Origin of the sequence: Gallaecimonas xiamenensis 3-C-1 (assembly GCF_000299915.1) — a bacterium.
GTDB classification, from domain to species: Bacteria; Pseudomonadota; Gammaproteobacteria; order Enterobacterales; family Gallaecimonadaceae; genus Gallaecimonas; species Gallaecimonas xiamenensis.
In genome coordinates, this window is sequence record NZ_AMRI01000003.1 from 199,033 (window position 1) to 217,350 (window position 18,318).

Genomic DNA, 18,318 nt, shown 5'->3' on the forward strand with positions numbered 1-18,318 from the left:
AAGGATGGCAGGATGCACAGGATCTCCCTCACCAACCGCATCGCCGTATTGGCCGTGGCCACAGTGCTGGTCACCGGCATCCTTGTGCAATGGCTGACCTTTCACCAACTGGCCAGGGGCATTACCAGCGAGCAGCAACAGCTGCTCCAAGCCAGGGCCGCCAACCTCCAGCAGTCCCTCGACAGCTACCAGGACGATATCCTGCTGCTGGCCAGCCTGGGTGAGGTCAAAGACTGGTTGGCCGACCCCGACCGCCCGCCCCAATCTCCCTCCTTGACCCTGGCCTGGTTGTCGGTGATGGAAAACACCCCGGATTACTTCCAGGCCCGTATCCTCGACGAAGAGGGCATGGAGCTACTGAAAGTGGTGCGGGAGGAAGACGGCCGGCTGCACAGCCTGCCCTTGGCAGATTTGCAGGACAAGAGCGACAGGGACTACTACCTGGCCAGCCTGCCGTTGGGGCGGGGGGAGTTCTATATCTCTCCTTTGAACCTCAACCAGGAATTTGGCCGCATCCAGATCCCCCATATTCCCACGGTGCGGCTGATGGCGCCGGTCTTTTCCAACCAGGGCAAACGACTGGGGTTTGTGGCCCTGAACGTGGACTTCCGCTTTGACCTGAACCGTTACCTGCTGGATGTGGGCAGCGAGTCCTACACCTACTTGGTCAACGAAAAAGGCCAGGTGCTGTTCTCCCCCCAGCCTGACGAAAGCTTTGCCTTCGAGCTGGGGCAGGATCTGCGTATCGGCGAGCTGTACCCGGCCCTGGCGGAGCTTTGGGCCCAGGATGAGGGAGAGCGGCTGACCCAGGTCAAGGAGAGCCTGGCGTCGGGCCAGAAGGTCTTCTTTGCCAACCGCATCGACTACACGGGACAGCGCAGTGACCGCTACTGGTATGTGATAAGGGCCCTGCCCAGGGACTTTTTGCTGGCTGAAGCCCTGCAGTTCCGTAACTTCTTTTTCCTGCAACTAACCGGCCTGGTGTTGGTGATGTTCATTCTGCTCACCGTCGGGGTTCGGCGGCTGCTTTATCCCCTGCGCCTGCTAGGCAAGGCCACCAGTCAGGTGGCCAGGGGCAACTTCAACACCAGCCTGCCTCCAGCCAATTCCAAGGAACTGCGGCGACTGACCGACGACTTCAGCCATATGGTCCAGCGCCTCAAGGAAAGGGAGGCGGAGATCATCCAGAACAAGGACAGGTTTGCCTTGTTCTTGTCCAAGGTGCCCTGCGAGGTGGCCATTTTCGATATGGGCATGCGCTACATCGCCGCCAGTGACGACTGGATAGAAAGCCACGACCTGGCCGGTATCCAATACAAGGGCCGCATCCATTACGATCTGTTCCCCGACGAGTCCGAAGAGTGGCGGGTTATCCATGCCCGCAGCCTGCGCGGCGAGAGCCAAAAGCGCAGCGAAGACAGTTTTATGGTGGGAGACAGGGTGATCTGGCTGCGCTGGGAGGTGATTCCCTGGTTTGAACAGGGGGACCGCCAAGGCGGCATCATCGTCTTTCAGGAAAACATCACCGAGCGCAAGCTGCTGGAAGCCTCTTTGCAGGAGAGTGAAAACCTGCTGCGCACCACCATAGACAATGCCCCCGACGGCATGGCCATAGTGGACTTGAATCTGCAATGGCAGCAGGTCAACCCGGCGCTGTGCCGGGAGCTGGGCTGCGCCGCCAACGATCTCTTGGATCGCACCGTGATCAGCATGCTCGGCCACAACAGCAAGGAAAGGCTGCGCCAGCAACTGGTGGCTCTGGGCCGGGAAGAACAGGACAAGGCCAGCCTGGACCTGACCTTCACCCAGGAGTTTCAGGACGACATCATACTCCAGGCCAGTGTATCGGCGGTGCGGGGCAAAGGCGGCCAGCTGCGCCACTACGTATTCCAGATGCAGAACGTCACCCTGCTCAGGGAGCTGGAAGCCCAGCAAAAAGCGGCCAGCGAGCGTTTGGCTCTGGCCACCAGGGCAGGGAAGATCGGCATCTGGGAATATGTGCCCCACCAGGGATTGCTGACCTGGGACAGCCTGATGTACAGCATCTACCGCCTGGAGCCTGACGAGAGCCAGGACCTGATGGCCCGTTGGCGGGGCCGGGTGCTGGCCGAAGATCTACCGGATCTGTTGACCCGCTTCGAGGACACCCTGAATCTGGGCCAGCATCTGGACAGCCTGTTTCGTATCCGCCTGCCCGACGGCGCCCTGCGCTACATCAGGACCATGGCCGAGCCGCAGCTGGACGAGGCAGGCATGGTCAAGCGGGTGGTGGGCTGCAACTGGGACGTGACCGACTTCAAGCGCTCGGAGCAGGCCCTGTTCGAAGAAAAAGAACGGCTTAGCGTTACCCTGGGCAGCATAGGGGACGCCGTGGTCTGTACCGACGCCGCCGGCCGGGTCAGTTACTTCAACCATGTGGCAGAAGAGCTGCTGGGTTGGCCCCTGGACGAGGCCATGGGTTGGGATTTTGACCGTATCTTCACCATCTATGACGAGCGGACCGACAACGCCTTGCCCAATCCCGTGCTCCAATGCATCGAAGAGAACAGCAACCAGCATCCGGCCCAGGACATGGTGATGGTCAACCGTTACGGCAAGCGCTTTGACATCATCAGTTCGGCGGCGCCGGTACGGGACAGTGACGGCCTGCCCCAGGGGGCGGTGATGGTGTTCCAGGACATGACCCGGACCCGGGCCCTGCAGCGGGAACTGAGCCATGCCGCCGCCCATGACGCCTTGACCGGCCTACTGAACCGGGCCCAGTTCGAGCAGAGCCTGGAGCGCTGCATCGACAAGGTGCACCGCAGCGGCAAGGTGGCCCAGTTCTGCTTCTTCGACCTCGATAGCTTCAAGATCCTCAACGACAGCGCCGGCCACAGCGCCGGTGACGCCCTGCTGGTGGAACTGGGCCAGCAATGGCGGCAACTGATCCGGAGTGACGACGTACTGGCCCGCCTGGGGGGAGACGAATTCGGGTTGCTGCTGGAACACTGCAACCAGGACAAGGCCAGGCAGATAGCCGAAGAAATGCTGGCGGCGGCCAAGAAGCTCAATTTCCGCTGGGAAGGGCAGGACTATGACGTCAGCGCCTGCGTCGGCATTGCCAGTATCACTCCCGCCACCCAGTCCCTGGCCGAGGTGATGTCCCATGCGGACGTGGCCTGTTATGCCGCCAAGTCTTCCGGGCGGGCCAAGGTCTGCATCTATAACGGTGACGATCTGGCTCAGCTCAACCACCAGGAACTGATGATGGCCTCCAAGCTCAAGGCCGCCATCCAGGAAGAGAAATTCATGCTCTACTGCCAGGGCATGGAGGCCTTCAACGGCGATGAGCGTTTCGTGGAGCTGCTGCTGCGCCTCAAGTCCGACGACGGCGGCGTCATCGGGCCGGCCGCCTTTATCCCGGCGGCGGAGCGCTACGACCTGATGGAACACTTGGATCTCTGGGTGCTGGATCAGGTACTGGTGCGTCAGGCTCAGCTGTTGGCCGATGCCAAGGTGGACTGCTACTTCGTCAACCTGTCGGCCAATTCCCTGAGTAGCGAACTCTTTGCCAAACAGCTGCTGGACAAACTCACCAACAGCCCCCTCGGGCCGTCAAGGGTCTGTTTCGAGATCACCGAGACGGCCCTTATCAACCAGATGTCCAATGCCACCCGGTTGGTGCAGCAGATCCGCACCATAGGGGGGCGCATTGCCATCGACGACTTCGGCTCTGGGCTCAGTTCCTTTGCCTATCTGCGCCACTTCCAAGTGGATTTCATCAAGATTGACGGCTGCTTTGTGCAAAGCGCCGCCCACAACCCCCTGGACAGGACCATCATCTCCTCCATCAGCAATATCGCCCACAAGATGCAGGCCCAGAGTATTGCCGAGTGGGTGGAGGACGACGTTACCGCCACCTTGCTGCACAAGATGGGGCTGGACTACGGGCAGGGATTCTACTTTGGCCGGCCGGCGCCGCTGGCCGAGTTCCTCAGGGAACAGGGGGACCAGCGGCAGGCGACCCTGGGATACGGCGACCAGCGCCGCTCCGATTAGGGCTTGCTGGGGCGAAAGACCAGGCGGCCTTCGGCCACTTCCATGGACAGGGGCAGGGCGGCCAAGGGGCTGTCGTCCGGGATCCGGTAGACGGGGTGGCTGTTGAGGTAACGGGTCAGCCATTGGCCCATGGCGCTGGTATCCGGGCCCAGGCGGCCGCTGTAACCCAGCAGGTCGGCCTTGGCGGTCAGCAGCTTGATGTCTCTCAGATACACCGCTTTGCCCTCCAGGGAGGGGCGACCTTCCACTTCCAATTGCAGGGCTAGGGGAATGGCTTTGAACATCTGGCTCAAGGCCGCCTCACCGCCCAGTTTCAACCTGGCCTTCTGGTCATGGAGGCGCAAGTCCAGTTGGTCAATCTGGGTGCGCACCCCCAGGCTTTGGCCCAACTCCTGGCTCCAGTCGTCCAACTGGCCGCGCAGCTTGTCCTGCAGCTCGGCCTGGGTCAGGGTGTAATTGGCCAGGCCCATCAATTGGGCACAGCCGGCCAGCATCAGCAGGCTGGCCACGATCAGCAGTCTTTTCATCTTGAAACTATTCCGGTTCCGGGGCAGGCAGTGTAGCAAGCCTAGCCTGAATGGCCAGCGGCGCCAACGCCATATCAGCCTTGGCTGTTTGACTGGCCCGATGAGCCTCAGAGGCAAGCTTGGCGCCGGGGGCGGCGCTAGGGTGAAACGGCGAGCAACGTCAAACCCAAAACTTGATCGAGATCCGGTGTGCCGCTGCCTGCCAGGGGCACACTGGCCATCAAGACAAGCCAGTATTCAAGGAAATGGAGCGCGTTATGGCGATTAAGGCACTTGCTGATCAAACCTATGGATTCTACATCCCCTGCGTCACCCTGATGGGCCTGGGCTCTGCCGCCCAAGTGGGCCCCAAGGCCAGGGAACTTGGGGCACGCCGTGCCCTTATCGTCACCGACCAGGGGCTGCACAAGCTGGGGGTGTCGGAACAGATCGCCGGCTACCTGCGCGAAGCAGGGGTCGAAGCGGTGATTTTCCCCGGTGCCGAGCCCAACCCTACAGACGTCAACGTCCACCAGGGGGTCCAGGTGTACCAGGACAACGACTGTGATTTTATCCTGTCCCTGGGGGGCGGCAGTGCCCACGACTGCGCCAAGGGCGTGGGCCTGGTGACGGCCGGTGGCGGCCATATCCGCGATTACGAAGGGGTGGATAAGAGCAAGGTGCCCATGACTCCCCTTATTGCCGTCAACACCACGGCCGGTACGGCTTCGGAGATGACCCGTTTTTGTATCATCACCAACACCGAGACCCATGTGAAGATGGCCATCGTCGACTGGCGCTGCACCCCCCTGGTGGCCATAGACGATCCCAAGCTGATGGTAGGTAAGCCGCCGGCCCTGACCGCTGCTACCGGCATGGACGCCTTGACCCATGCCATAGAGGCCTATGTGTCCACGGCGGCCAACCCCATCACCGACGCCTGCGCCGAGAAGGCCATCCGCCTTATCGCCCAGTGGCTGCGCCCAGCCGTGGCCAACGGCACCGATCTGGAGGCCAGGGACGCCATGTGTTACGCCCAGTACCTGGCCGGTATGGCGTTCAACAACGCCTCCTTGGGTTATGTCCATGCCATGGCTCACCAGCTTGGCGGCTTCTACAACCTGCCCCACGGGGTCTGCAACGCCGTGCTGCTGCCCCATGTCTGTGAGTTCAACCTCATTGCCTGCCCCGAGCGCTATGCCGAGATCGCCACTTTCCTTGGGGCCGAAACCCTGGGGCTGACGGTCACCGAGGCCGCCGAGGCCGGCATCCAGGCTATTCGCGAACTGGCCGGGGCGATCGGCATTCCCGCCAATCTCAGCCAGTTGGGGGTCAAAGAAGCTGACCTGGGGGTAATGTCCGAGAACGCCCAGAAGGACGCCTGCATGCTCACCAACCCGCGCCTGGCTACCCACGACCAGGTGGTGGCCATCTTCCGCGCCGCCCTCTGAGTGCAGACCTTGAAAAAGCCCGCCTTTCGGCGGGCTTTTTAATTGAGCTGCCGGCGGTAGCGGCCAGGGCTGACCCCGGCCGCCGCCTTAAAGCGCCGGTTGAAATGGGACAGGCTCTGGTAGCCCAGTTCGAAGGCGATCTCGGTGACGCTCATCTGCCCTTCGCTCAGCCACTGGCGGGCCTGCTCCAGGCGCAATTGTTGCAGGTACTCCCCCGGGGTCTGGCCCAGCTCCTGCTTGAACAACCGGTAGAGCTGGGCCTTGGAAATGCAGGCCTCGCTGCTGAGTTTGTCCATATCCAACGGCTGGCTGGGCCTGTCTTTAAGGGTGCGCATGGCGGCCAGCAGGCCGTGGTGGATCTGCCCCTGCTCCAGGGCGCTGAGCAGCAGGTCCCGGCTTTGCTGGCGCAACAGCCGCATCACCAGTTCGGTCAATTGCAGATCGATAAGGATCTTCTGTTCCGGCGCCGGTTCGATAAAGGTGGCGCTCAGGCGCTCCAGCAGCCGCTGGGTTTCGTTGTTGTGGCGGCAATGAACGGCCCTGGCCTGGTATTGGCAAGGGCCAAGACCGGGGTCCCGGCGATCGCTCAGCTGCCGGGCTACGGCGTCGATACGCTCAGGGCTGATGTCCACCGCCAGGCAGGTGGTGGGGGTCTGGGGCCTGGCATCGGGAAAATCAATCCAGACCGGTTGGCCTGGTGCCAGCACGAAGGACTCATGGGGCAAAAACAGCTGGGGTTGGTCACTGACCCCATGCATGCGTTTGCTGCCGCTGAGCATGGCGCAGTAGAGCAGGTTGTCCGAGCGCAGCGCCACCTGTTTGGCTGGCTCATAGGTGTCGTAAATGGCCAGCTCGACCTGGGGGCCGTTGAAACAGACCCGGTTTTCCACCGCTTCCCGGCGTCTGGCATTTTTGTTCAGGCGTTCAAGCATTTGCATTCCGGGTTCTCCCCCTTTGCTGCTTTATTGACCTTAACGGCAAGGTAAGGTGCAACTGGCCCGATGAGTCTGGCAGGCAATGGTTTGCAACTGCCAGGCAAGAGTCGAAGCCGCTGCCCTCCGATAGTAGTGCAAAACAACAGCGCCACGAGGATGCAGCATGATTTACGCCCAACCCGGCCAGCCTAACGCTCTGGTCAACTTCAAGGACCGCTACGAGAACTTTATCGATGGCCGCTGGCAACCGCCGGTGGAAGGCCGCTATCTGGACAACCTGACCCCGGTAACAGGGCAGGTCTTTTGCCAGGTGCCGCGCTCCTCGGCGCCGGATATTGACCTGGCCGTGGCCGCCGCCCACAAGGCGGCTGCGGCCTGGGGTGCCACCTCGGTAACCGACAGGGCCAACCTGCTGCTGCGCATCGCCGATCGTATCGAGCAGAACATCGAGATGCTGGCGGTGGCCGAAACCTGGGACAACGGCAAGGCGGTGCGAGAAACCGTCAATGCCGACATTCCCCTGGTGGTGGACCACTTTCGCTATTACGCCGGCTGCATCAGGGCTCAGGAAGGGAGCCTGAGCGAGATTGACGCTACTACGGTTGCCTACCACTTCCACGAGCCCTACGGGGTTGTGGGGCAGATCATTCCCTGGAACTTCCCGCTGCTGATGGCGGCCTGGAAGCTGGCCCCGGCCCTGGCAGCGGGCAACTGCGTGGTGCTCAAACCGGCCGAGCAGACACCGGCGTCCATCTGCGTGCTGATGGAACTGGTGGGAGACCTTATTCCCCCCGGCGTGGTGAACGTGGTGCACGGCCTGGGCGCCGAGGCCGGCGAGGCCTTGGCCACCCACAGCGGCATCGCCAAAATCGCCTTTACCGGCTCCACCCCGGTAGGCTCCAAGATCATGGCCAATGCCGCCAAGTTGCTGATCCCCACCACCCTGGAGCTGGGGGGCAAATCCCCCAACATCTACTTTGAAGATGTGATGAGCCACGGTGAGGACTACCTCAACAAGTGCATCGAAGGGTTGTTGATGACCTTCTTCAACCAAGGGGAGGTCTGTACCTGCCCGTCCCGGGCACTGATCCACGAGTCCATCTACGATGCCTTTATGGAAAAGGCCCTGGCCAGGGCCAAGACCATCCGCCAGGGCAACCCCCTGGATACCGACACCCAGGTTGGGGCCCAGGCCTCCAAACAGCAGCTGGACAAGATCCTCTCCTACATGGACATAGGCCGTGCCGAAGGTGTGGAAGTGTTGTTGGGAGGGGGCCGAGCCAGCCTGGGAGCGGGTCTGGAGTCCGGCTTCTATGTGGAACCCACCATGCTCAAGGGCAATAACAGCATGCGGGTGTTCCAGGAGGAGATCTTCGGGCCCACCCTGGCCATCACCACCTTCAAGGACGAGGCCGAGGCCCTGCGCATCGCCAACGACACCAGCTTCGGCCTGGGGGCCGGGGTGTGGACCATGGACGCCAACCGTGCCTACCGTCTTGGCCGGGGGATCCAGGCCGGCCGGGTCTGGACCAACTGCTACCACCTCTACCCGGCCCACGCCGCTTTCGGTGGCTACAAGCGCTCCGGCATCGGTCGCGAGACCCACAAGATGATGCTGGACCACTACCAGCAGACCAAGTGCATCTTGATGAGCTACGACCAAAAGCCCCTGGGCTTCTTCTAAAGCAGCAAGGCGCCTCAGGGCGCCTTCTTCTTGTCTCCTTAGGTGTGGCGGTCTATCATGCAAACTTAAGTTTGTATTGCGGACATAAGTTTGTGACCGAGCGTGAACGCCAGATCCTCGAGCTTCTCAAGCAAGACCCCCTTATCCCTCAGCAGCAGTTGGCTGACCAACTGGGCCTGAGCCGCAGCGCCGTGGCGGGCCATATCATGAACCTCACCCAGAAGGGCCATATCCTCGGCAAGGGCTATGTGCTGGCCCCCAGCCGCTATGCCCTGGTGCTGGGCGGTGCCAACCTGGACCTGTGCGGCAAAAGCCAGGGTGCCCTGCACTTTGGCGACTCCAACCCCGGAACCCTCAGCGCCAGTGCCGGGGGAGTGGCCCGTAACATCGCCGACAACCTGGCCCGCCTGGGCAGCCCGGTGCAGTTTGTCAGCGCCTTGGGTGACGACGACTGGGGCGAGCGGCTGCTGGCCGCCTGCCGCCAAAGCGGCATGGGCCTGGACGGCCTGCTGCGGGTGCCCGGGGCCCGCACCTGTGTCTACCTGTCGGTGCATGACAACAGCGGTGAGATGCAGTTGGCCCTGAGTGACATGGAGGTGCTCAAGCGCCTCGATGCCAAGGCCCTGCAGGACAGGAGCGGCCTGGTGGACAGGGCTGCCATCTGGGTATTGGATGCCAACCTGGATGAAGAAGCCCTGGCCTGGCTTTTTGCCCGCCATGCCGGCCAGCCGGTGCTGGTGGACCCTGTGTCCACGGCCAAGGCCCCCAAACTCAAGCCCTACCTTGGGCAGATCCAATGCCTTAAACCCAACGCCCTGGAGGCCGGTGTGCTGACCGGCATCAGGGTAACCGACAGGGCCAGTGCCCAGGCGGCGGCCCAGGCCCTGGTAGCTCAGGGGGTAGGGGAGGTGCTGCTGACCCTGGGGGCCGATGGGGCCCTGCTGGCCAACCAGCAGGGTTGCCACTGGTTGGCGTCGCGCGTCAGCCAACTGGTCAATGTCACCGGTGCCGGTGACGCTGCCCTGGCGGCCATGGCCCACGGCCTGCTGCAACACCAAGACCTGGCCCAACGTACCGATTTCGCCCTGTGGGCGGCTGCCCTGGCGGCCTCCCACCAGGACACCATTCATCCCTTGATGTCGGAGGCGGCTGTTTGGCGCCTCAAGGAGACGACCCATGCAACAGTATCTTGAGATAGCCCCCAATGTCGCCGAGGCCCTGGCGGCCGGCCGGCCGGTGGTAGCCCTGGAGTCCACCATCATTTCCCACGGCATGCCCTTTCCCCAGAACGTGGAAACGGCCCTGCAAGTGGAAGCGGCAGTGCGCGCCGAAGGAGCCGAGCCGGCCACCCTGGCCATCATGGATGGCAAGCTCAAAATCGGCCTGAGCGAAGCCGATATCACCCGTCTGGGCCAGGCCGGCCAGTCGGCGATCAAGACCAGTCGCCGCGACATTCCCTTTGTGGTGGCCAGCAAGGCCATGGGTGCCACGACCGTTGCCGGCACCATGATCCTGGCGGCCATGGCCGGCATCCGGGTCTTTGCCACGGGGGGCATAGGGGGCGTGCACAGGGGGGCCCAGAGCACCTTTGACATCAGCGCCGACCTGGACGAACTGGCCCAGACCGACGTGGCCGTGGTGTGCGCTGGCGCCAAGTCCATACTGGATCTGGGCCTGACCCGTGAATATCTGGAAACCAAAGGGGTGCCGGTGGTGGGTTACCAGACCGACTGCCTGCCGGCCTTTTATACCCGCGAGTCCGATTTTGGTATCGACTACCGCCTGGATGAGCCGGCGCAGATCGCCGCCGCGCTCAAGGCCAAGTGGGCCATGGACCTCAAAGGGGGTGTGGTGGTGGCCAACCCCATCCCTGCCGAGCACGCTATGGACAAGGCCGTCATCGATCAGGCCATTGCCACCGCCTTGGTGGAGCTGGAGCAGCAGGGCATAGGCGGCAAGGCTTCCACTCCTTTCCTGCTCAAGAGGGTGACGGAGTTGACCGGTGGCAGCTCCCTGGCCGCCAACATCGCCTTGGTGCTTAACAATGCAAGGCTGGCGGCTCAGATAGCCACTGCCTACGCTAAGGGCTAAGCCCGGCAGACCCCGCTTCGGCGGGGTCTTTTTTTAGCGGCCGGGCCTGGGCGCAGCCTGGTTTGGCAGCGGCGGGGAGCCGTCACTAAACCGTCACTTCAAGGCCCCGGGCCCGTAAATCGGGGCCTGCATTTTGGTGCAGCTCCCAGGCATAAAAAAAATCATGTCGAGGGGTGAAAAAAGCGTTTGGCAGGGCCGATTTTGCGATTATATTACGCGCAAATTTGAGCTCCTTTCCAAACCTGGGGTGTGACCCACCTCTAGGCGTAAAAAGCAAAGCATTCCAAACCGGGGCAGCTGTATGGTTGCCGGTTTTGGGCAAAAGGGTCCTGGCTGCCAGCCAGGGTTTGATTGGGATGTACGCGCCCGTTCTGCGGGTTGCCAATGAAGTGGGTCTAAACGTGCTTTTGAGTGCGGTGCGCCTCTGTGGCGGCCCCAGGCAAGGCAGGTTTGGCCTGAACCTGAAGGAGACTTCCATGCACAAGTCTGTGTTCGCCCTGGCTGGCCTCGCCCTGATGAGCAGTGTTGCTCTGGCCAAGGATGCCACCCTCCATATCTACAACTGGTCTGACTATATCGACGAGCAGAGCATTCCTGCCTTCGAAAAAGAGACCGGTATCAAGGTCACCTACGACGTCTTCGACAGCAACGAACTGCTGGAGGCCAAACTGCTGGCCGGCCGCAGCGGCTTTGACGTGGTAGTGCCTTCCGGCCAGTTCCTGGGTAAACAGATCCAGGCCGGCGCCTTTATGAAGCTGGACAAGAGCAAGCTGCCCAACTGGCACAACCTCAACCCCAAGCTGATGAAGATCCTCGAAACCTACGACCCGGGTAACGAGCATGCCTTCCCCTACATGTGGGGCACCACAGGTATCGGCTTCAACCCCGACAAGGTCAAGGCGGTGTTGGGCGCCGATGCCCCCACCGATACCTGGGCCCTGGTGTTCGATCCCAAGTACATGAGCAAGCTCAGCCAGTGTGGCGTCAGCTTCCTGGACGCCCCGTCCGAGATCCTGCCGGCCGCCCTTAACTACCTGGGCCTGAACCCCAACTCCGAGGATCCGGCCGACTACGCCAAGGCCGAAGCCATGCTGAGCAAGGTCGCCCCCTACGTGACCTACTACCACAGCTCCAAGTACATCGACGACCTGGCCAACGGCGACATCTGTATCGCCATCGGTTTCTCCGGCGACGTGCTGCAGGCCGCCACCCGTGCCGACGAAGCCAAAAACGGTGTTCAGGTGTCCTACGTCATTCCCAAGGAAGGCGCCGGCATGTGGTTTGACATGATGGCCATCCCGGTGGACGCCAACAACGCCGACGAGGCCTACAAGTTCCTCAACTACATGCTGGAACCGGCCAACATCGCCCGCGTTTCCAACTTCGTGTCCTATGCTAACGGCAATGCCGCCGCCACCCCCCTGGTGGAAGACGCCATCCGCAACAACCCCGGCGTTTATCCCACCGCCGAGGCAGAGGCGCACCTCTTTACCTTCGCCATCTTGCCCAAGAAGGTGGAGCGCCTGGTAACCCGGGTCTGGACCAAGGTTAAGTCTGGTAAGTGAGTTCAGAGGCCAGGCGAAAGCCTGGCCCTTTTGTTTTCGGAGGTTGTAATGGCAATGACTGGCAGCGAAGCGCCACTCGCGACGCCCCCAGTACTGCTGACCATTGAAGGCGTCAGCAAGTTTTTCGGCCAGGTCAAGGCGGTGGACAACGTCAGCCTGGAGATCCGCAAAGGCGAGATCTTTGCCCTGCTGGGTGGTTCCGGCTCGGGCAAGAGCACCTTGCTGCGCATGCTGGCGGGTTTCGAGCAGCCGTCCAGCGGCCGCATCTTCATCGACGGCCAGGACATCACCGAGCTGCCCCCCTACAAGCGGCCCATCAACATGATGTTCCAGTCCTACGCCCTGTTCCCGCACATGACGGTGGCCCAGAACATCGCCTACGGCCTCAAGCAGGACGGCCTGCCCAAGGCGGAGATTGGCCCCAGGGTCGATGAAATGCTGCGCCTGGTGCGTATGACCGATTATGCCCAGCGCAAACCCCAGCAGCTGTCCGGTGGCCAGCGCCAGCGGGTGGCCCTGGCCCGCAGCCTGGCCAAAAGGCCCAAGCTGTTGCTGCTGGACGAGCCCATGGGCGCCCTGGACAAGAAGCTGCGCACCCAGATGCAGCTGGAACTGGTGCAGATCATCGAGTCCGTAGGGGTTACCTGCGTGATGGTGACCCACGACCAGGAAGAAGCCATGACCATGGCCCAGCGCATCGCCATCATGAACGAAGGCTGGATAGTGCAGCAGGGCACCCCTCTGGACATCTACGAGAGCCCCAACAGCCGCATGACCGCCGAATTCATCGGTTCGGTGAACATGTTTGAAGGGGAACTGGTGGACGACGCCCCGGACCACGCCCTGATCCAGGTGCCTGGCCTGGAAGCCCCCATTTTCGTGTCCCGTGGTGTCACCACCGCCATGGAAGATCCCAAGGTGTTCGTGGCGGTACGCCCCGAGAAGCTGCAGGTGACCTTCGATGCCCCGGAAGACACCCAGTACAACTGGGCCCAGGGCAAGGTCCACGACATCGCCTACCTGGGCTCCCATTCGGTGTATTACATCCGCCTGGCCTCTGGCCAGCTGATCCAGAGCCAGTACACCAACCTGGAACGCCGAGGCGAGCGCCCCACCTGGGGTGATGAGGTCTATGTGTCCTGGGAAGCGGCCAGCCCCATGGTGCTGAGGAGCTGACCATGAAGTTGCGCCTGCCTCCCGGCCGCCGCCTGGTGATGGGGATCCCCTTCGCCTGGCTGCTGCTGTTTTTCGTGGTGCCCTTCGTCATAGTGCTGAAGATCAGCCTGTCCGAGAGCATTGTCGGCATACCGCCCTACAAGCCTTTGCTAGAGTGGGCGGACGACAGCCTCAAGGTGGTGGTGAACTTCGCCAATTTCGTGTGGCTGACCCAGGACAACCTCTATTTTGATGCCTACCTCAACTCCCTGAAGGTGGCGGCCATCAGCACAGTGCTGTGCCTGCTGGTGGGTTACCCCATGGCCTATGCCATCGCCAGGGCGCCCCAGACGGCCCAGCCGGCGCTGCTGTTGCTGATCATGCTGCCCAGTTGGACCAGCTTCCTTATCCGCATCTACGCCTGGATAGGCATCCTCAAGAACCAGGGCCTGCTGAACCAGTTCCTGATGTGGCTGGGGGTGATAGACGAGCCGCTGCGTATCCTCAACACCAACACCGCGCTGTATATCGGTGTGGTCTACGCCTACCTGCCCTTTATGATCCTGCCCCTCTACGCCAACTTGAGCCGCCATGACCAGTCATTGCTGGAAGCGGCCTCGGACCTGGGCGCCAGGGGCTGGAAGGCCTTCTTGACCGTGACCCTGCCCCTGTCCAAGGCCGGCATGGTGGCTGGCGCCATGCTGGTGTTTATCCCGGTGGTGGGGGAATTCGTGATCCCCGAACTGCTGGGAGGCCCCCAAAGCCTGATGATCGGCAAGGTGTTGTGGAACGAGTTCTTCTCCAACCGTGACTGGCCGGTGGCCGCCGCCCTGGCGGTGGTGATGCTGGGGCTGTTGTGCCTGCCCATCGCCTACTTCAACCGCCAACAGGCCAAGGAACTGGAGGGCGAGCAATGAGCCGATTTTCCCTGAGCCGGCTGTGGTTCTACCTGGGGCTGCTGTTCCTGTACGCCCCCATGGTGATCCTCATCATCTATTCGTTCAACAGCGCCAGGGTAGTGACGGTCTGGGCCGGCTTTTCTACCAAGTGGTACGGTGAACTGTTCAGCGACACACAACTGATGAACGCCGTCTGGACCAGCCTGCGCATCGCCTTTATGACCGCCTGCAGCGCCGTGGTGCTGGGTACCATGGCCGCCTTCGTGCTGGTGCGGTTCAGGCCCAGCCGCTGGAAGACCGCCTTTTCCAGCATGGTGACGGCGCCGCTGGTGATGCCCGACGTCATCATCGGCTTGTCACTGCTGCTGCTGTTTGTGGCCATGGCCGACGTGCTGGGCTGGCCCAAGGACAGGGGCATGCTCACCATCTGGATTGCCCATGTCACCTTCTGCTCGGCCTATGCCGCCGTGGTGATCACCTCGCGGCTGCGGGAGATGGACTTGAGCCTGGAAGAAGCGGCCATGGATCTGGGGGCGACGCCTCTGAAGACCTTCTTTACCATCACCCTACCACTGTTGGCCCCGGCCCTGGCGGCGGCCTGGCTGCTGTCCTTTACCCTGTCCCTGGACGATCTGGTGGTGGCCAGCTTTGTGTCGGGGCCGGGGGCCACCACCTTGCCCATGGAAGTGTTCAGCTCGGTGCGCATGGGGATCTCTCCCAAGGTCAACGCCCTGGCCACCTTGATCATCCTGGTGGTGTCGGTGGCGGCCTTTATCAGCTGGCTGATGGTACGGCGCGCCGACAAGCGCCGCCTGGCCGACCTCAAGGCCATCAAGGCCGCCGGTTGAAAGGGATAACAAAAAACGGCAAGGTTTCCTTGCCGTTTTGTTTTGGAGAGCCCGTGAAAATCGCCCTGTTGCAAACCGATATCCTGCACCCGGAATTCCGGGACCAATACCAGGGCTACGGCCTGATGTTCCAACAGCTGTTCGCCCGGGCCGGGTTGACCCTGCACAGCGAGATCTTCAGCGTCATCGAGGGGGTCTATCCCGAACACCCCGAGGCCTTTGACGCCCTGCTGGTGACCGGCTCCAAGGCCGACGCCTTCAGCGACGAGCCCTGGGTGCTGACCTTGGCGGACTACTTGCGGGCGCGCCACGCCGCCGGCCAGAAACTGATTGGTATCTGCTTTGGCCACCAGTTGCTGGCCCATGCCCTGGGGGGCAAGGCCGAAAGGGCCGAAGGGGGCTGGGGGGTTGGGGTCATGGATTATGAGTGGCGTAACCAGCCGGCCTGGCTCAAGGCATCGGCACCGGCCTTTAAGCTTATCTGCAGCCACCGGGACCAGGTCACCCGCCTGCCCCAGGGAGCCTCGCTGCTGGCGGCCAATGCCTTTTGCCCCCACGCCGCCTTCCATATCGGCGACACGGTGCTGGCCTTCCAGGGGCACCCGGAATTCACCCCCGACTATGGCCAGGCGCTGTTGAAAAAGCGCTGGGACGACATCGGCACCGAGCGGGCCGACCGGGCCATGGCCAGTTACCGCCAGGACCACGACGGCCTGATGGTGGCCAGGGTGATGGCCGATTTTATCCGCCATTAAAAAAGCCGCCCTTGAGGCGGCTTTTTTCAGGCTTGGCGGCGCTGGCGTACCGCCTGGGCCAACTGGCGCAGTACCTGGTCGGTGTCGTCCCAGCCGATGCAGGCGTCGGTGACGGACTGGCCATAGGTCAGGGGCTGGCCTTCCACCAGGTCCTGGCGCCCTGCCACCAGGTGGCTTTCGATCATCACCCCGAAGATGGCCTTGTTGCCCTCGGCCAGCTGGGCACCCACCTCCTGGGCCACGTCCAGCTGCTTTTGGTATTGCTTAAGGCTGTTGGCGTGGGAGAAGTCGATCATCACCTTCTGGCGCAGGCCGGCAGCCTCGAGCTTGGCCATCACGTCCTGCACGTCTTCGCGGCTGTAATTGGGGGCCTTGCCGCCCCGCAGGATGATATGGCAGTCCTCGTTACCGGCGGTGGAGACGATGGCGCTGTGGCCGAACTTGGTCACAGACAGGAAATGGTGGGGGCTCGAGGCGCTGCGGATGGCGTCGGCGGCGATCTTGATGTTGCCGTCGGTGCCGTTCTTAAAGCCTACCGGGCAGGACAGGCCGGAAGACAGTTCCCGGTGTACCTGGGATTCGGTGGTGCGGGCGCCGATGGCGCCCCAGCTGATCAGATCGGCCAGGTACTGGGGGGTGATCATGTCCAGAAATTCTACCGCCGTGGGCATGCCCAGGTGGGTCAGGTCCAGCAGCAGCTTGCGGCCCAGGCGCAGGCCGTCGTTGATCTGGCAGCTGTTGTCCATGTAGGGGTCGTTGATCAGGCCCTTCCAGCCGACCGTGGTGCGGGGCTTTTCAAAGTAGACCCGCATTACCACTTCCAGGTCGCCTTTGAGTTCTTCGCGCAGGGCCTTGAGCTTGTGGGCGTATTCCACCGCTGCCTTGGGGTCGTGGATAGAACAGGGGCCGACGATCACCAGCAGCCGGTCGTCTTCGTCATTGAGGATCTGGTGGATGGCCTGGCGGGCCGAAAAGACGGTGCTGGCAGCCTCTTCAGTGGCCGGAAACTTTTCCAAAACGGCGATGGGGGGAAGAAGTTCTTTGATCTCTAGAATGCGCAGATCGTCATTTTGGAACATGTCGGTATTTTCCTTTACTGCAAGGCGCTAGGTGCGGGTCGTTAACTCGGTGATTCAAGACCCCCTAAAGCTATCCTGCCTGAGGGGCGGGCGCAACAGACTTCTAAACGTCCAGTGCCGCGCCCCGGTAGCCGTCGGCGAAGGCGGCGGGCATGCGTTTGGGCTTGCCGCTGCTCATTTCGATGCACACGAAGCGCACCTTGCCTCGAAACAGGGTCTTGCCGTCGGCGGGGCGCAGCAGCTGGAAGAGGCGGTCGGACACCAGCTTGCCGTCGCAGTGCTCGACCCAGGTGCCCAGCAGCAGCTCGTCGCCGGCCAGGGCGGCCGCCAGGTACTGGTACTGGGCCTGTTGCATGGCCATGGCTCGGTCCAGCTCCCGGTACAGGTCCAGGCCAAGGCCCAGGGCGGTGGTGTGGGCCCAGGCAATGTCACCGCACCAGCGCACATAGACGGCGTTGTTGGTGTGGCCCAGTTCGTCGATATGCTCGGGCAGTACGGTCAGGGCTTGGACAAAGGGTTGCGGGTGATCCCAGGGAAGGGGGCTGGCCATGGCGGTTTTGGGGCTGTGGGGGATGGCCCAAACTAACAATGGCCCCCGGCCTTGGCAAGGCTGTGCTTTTATTTGTTGTGCGGCCCCGGTCCTGCCCTTATGATGCGCCACCCTCAGCGTCCTTGGAGCTTTTATGGCCAACCAACCTGTTATCCTCACCATCGACAGCCTTACCGACAAAGGCGACGGCATTGCCCAGCTGGACCAGCGCCGCATCTTTGTCAGCGGCGCCCTGCCAGGGGAAGAGGTGGCCGTGGCCCTCAAGGACGTCAAACCCCGCTATGCCCAAGGTGAACTGCTGTACGTGCGCCAGGCCTCAGCGGACCGGGCCGAGCCCTTTTGCGCCCACAGCGACTGTGGTGGCTGCCAAATCGGCACCCTGGCCTACCCGGCGCAGCTGGCCATGAAAACCCAGAGGGTGGCCCAGGCCCTGGCGGCCAAGGGCATCGATGCCGAGGTGGCTCCCTGCATCGGCATGGACAGCCCCCTGAAGTTCCGCAACAAGGCCCTCTACAACGTGCTCAAGCAAAAGGGCAAGGCGGAGATCGGCTTTTTCAAAAAGCACAGCCACGAACTGGTGGCCACCGACGATTGCCCGGTGCAGGCCGACCAGGTTGCCCCCCTGGTGGCCCTGATGCGGGACTGGATGCGCGAATTCGGGGTGCTGGCCTATGACGAAGCCAGCCACAGCGGCCAAGTTCGTGGCCTGATGGTCCGTAACGGCCAACACAGCGGCCAGTGGCTGGGGGGGGTGGGGGG

At 62.4% G+C, this 18,318-nt stretch carries 15 protein-coding genes; 11 read left to right on the forward strand and 4 right to left on the reverse strand.

The genetic code is table 11. The features are described 5' to 3' along the window. Positions 1-12: 12 nt before the first annotated feature. Positions 13-4,041, forward strand: coding sequence for an EAL domain-containing protein (locus tag B3C1_RS19230; RefSeq protein ID WP_008482876.1), 4,029 nt, complete (start codon positions 13-15; stop codon positions 4,039-4,041). On the opposite strand, the gene B3C1_RS03245 is transcribed toward B3C1_RS19230, so the two are convergent. Next, positions 4,038-4,568 (reverse strand): DUF1439 domain-containing protein, encoded by a 531-nt coding sequence (locus B3C1_RS03245; protein ID WP_008482877.1) that lies wholly within the window; start codon positions 4,566-4,568, stop codon positions 4,038-4,040. The genes B3C1_RS19230 and B3C1_RS03245 overlap by 4 nt on opposite strands. 257 nt (positions 4,569-4,825) lie before the next feature. Here B3C1_RS03245 and mdh point away from each other — a divergent pair, with 257 nt between their 5' ends. After that, positions 4,826-5,998 (forward strand): iron-dependent methanol dehydrogenase, encoded by a 1,173-nt coding sequence (mdh, locus tag B3C1_RS03250; RefSeq protein WP_008482878.1) that lies wholly within the window; start codon positions 4,826-4,828, stop codon positions 5,996-5,998. Positions 5,999-6,036: 38 nt separating this feature from the next. Here the strand turns inward: mdh and B3C1_RS03255 are convergent, their stop codons facing one another. Beyond that, on the reverse strand, positions 6,037-6,930 hold the full coding sequence (locus B3C1_RS03255; RefSeq protein WP_192813341.1) for a helix-turn-helix domain-containing protein: 894 nt from the start codon (positions 6,928-6,930) through the stop codon (positions 6,037-6,039). Between the two features lie 166 nt (positions 6,931-7,096). Here B3C1_RS03255 and exaC point away from each other — a divergent pair, with 166 nt between their 5' ends. The 8 genes from exaC (at position 7,097) to B3C1_RS03295 (ending at position 15,930) form a co-directional block, all read left to right on the forward strand. Further along, the gene (gene exaC / locus B3C1_RS03260) at positions 7,097-8,617 is read left to right on the forward strand and encodes an acetaldehyde dehydrogenase ExaC (RefSeq protein ID WP_008482882.1); all 1,521 of its coding nucleotides are present in this window, start codon (positions 7,097-7,099) and stop codon (positions 8,615-8,617) included. A 92-nt stretch (positions 8,618-8,709) separates the two neighbouring features. Beyond that, positions 8,710-9,810: a PfkB family carbohydrate kinase gene (locus tag B3C1_RS03265; RefSeq protein ID WP_008482883.1), complete on the forward strand. Its 1,101-nt coding sequence runs from the start codon at positions 8,710-8,712 to the stop codon at positions 9,808-9,810. Beyond that, positions 9,794-10,708 (forward strand): pseudouridine-5'-phosphate glycosidase, encoded by a 915-nt coding sequence (locus B3C1_RS03270; RefSeq protein ID WP_008482884.1) that lies wholly within the window; start codon positions 9,794-9,796, stop codon positions 10,706-10,708. Before B3C1_RS03265 ends, B3C1_RS03270 begins: the two co-directional genes overlap by 17 nt. 476 nt (positions 10,709-11,184) lie before the next feature. Beyond that, entirely contained in the window at positions 11,185-12,273 is a 1,089-nt protein-coding gene (locus B3C1_RS03275) for a polyamine ABC transporter substrate-binding protein (protein ID WP_035480944.1), read from the forward strand. 54 nt (positions 12,274-12,327) lie between these two features. Beyond that, positions 12,328-13,449 (forward strand): ABC transporter ATP-binding protein, encoded by a 1,122-nt coding sequence (locus B3C1_RS03280; RefSeq protein ID WP_008482886.1) that lies wholly within the window; start codon positions 12,328-12,330, stop codon positions 13,447-13,449. Positions 13,450-13,451: 2 nt separating this feature from the next. Then, positions 13,452-14,345, forward strand: a complete 894-nt coding sequence (locus B3C1_RS03285) for an ABC transporter permease subunit (RefSeq protein ID WP_008482887.1) — start codon at positions 13,452-13,454, stop codon at positions 14,343-14,345. Then, a complete protein-coding gene (locus B3C1_RS03290; protein WP_008482890.1) occupies positions 14,342-15,175 on the forward strand; it encodes an ABC transporter permease subunit in 834 nt (277 codons plus the stop codon). Before B3C1_RS03285 ends, B3C1_RS03290 begins: the two co-directional genes overlap by 4 nt. A gap of 53 nt (positions 15,176-15,228) precedes the next feature. Next, complete coding sequence (locus tag B3C1_RS03295) at positions 15,229-15,930, forward strand: glutamine amidotransferase-related protein (protein WP_008482891.1); 702 nt, start codon at positions 15,229-15,231, stop codon at positions 15,928-15,930. Between the two features lie 26 nt (positions 15,931-15,956). Here B3C1_RS03295 and aroG read toward each other — a convergent pair whose 3' ends face one another. After that, complete coding sequence (gene aroG / locus B3C1_RS03300) at positions 15,957-17,009, reverse strand: 3-deoxy-7-phosphoheptulonate synthase AroG (protein ID WP_008482892.1); 1,053 nt, start codon at positions 17,007-17,009, stop codon at positions 15,957-15,959. A gap of 103 nt (positions 17,010-17,112) precedes the next feature. Further along, positions 17,113-17,598: an acyl-CoA thioesterase gene (locus B3C1_RS03305; protein ID WP_008482893.1), complete on the reverse strand. Its 486-nt coding sequence runs from the start codon at positions 17,596-17,598 to the stop codon at positions 17,113-17,115. A 94-nt stretch (positions 17,599-17,692) separates the two neighbouring features. On the opposite strand from B3C1_RS03305, the gene B3C1_RS03310 reads away from it, so the two are divergent. Next, positions 17,693-18,318, forward strand: a 626-nt coding sequence (locus B3C1_RS03310; protein ID WP_008482894.1) for a class I SAM-dependent RNA methyltransferase, incomplete at its 3' end; no start/stop codon positions are given.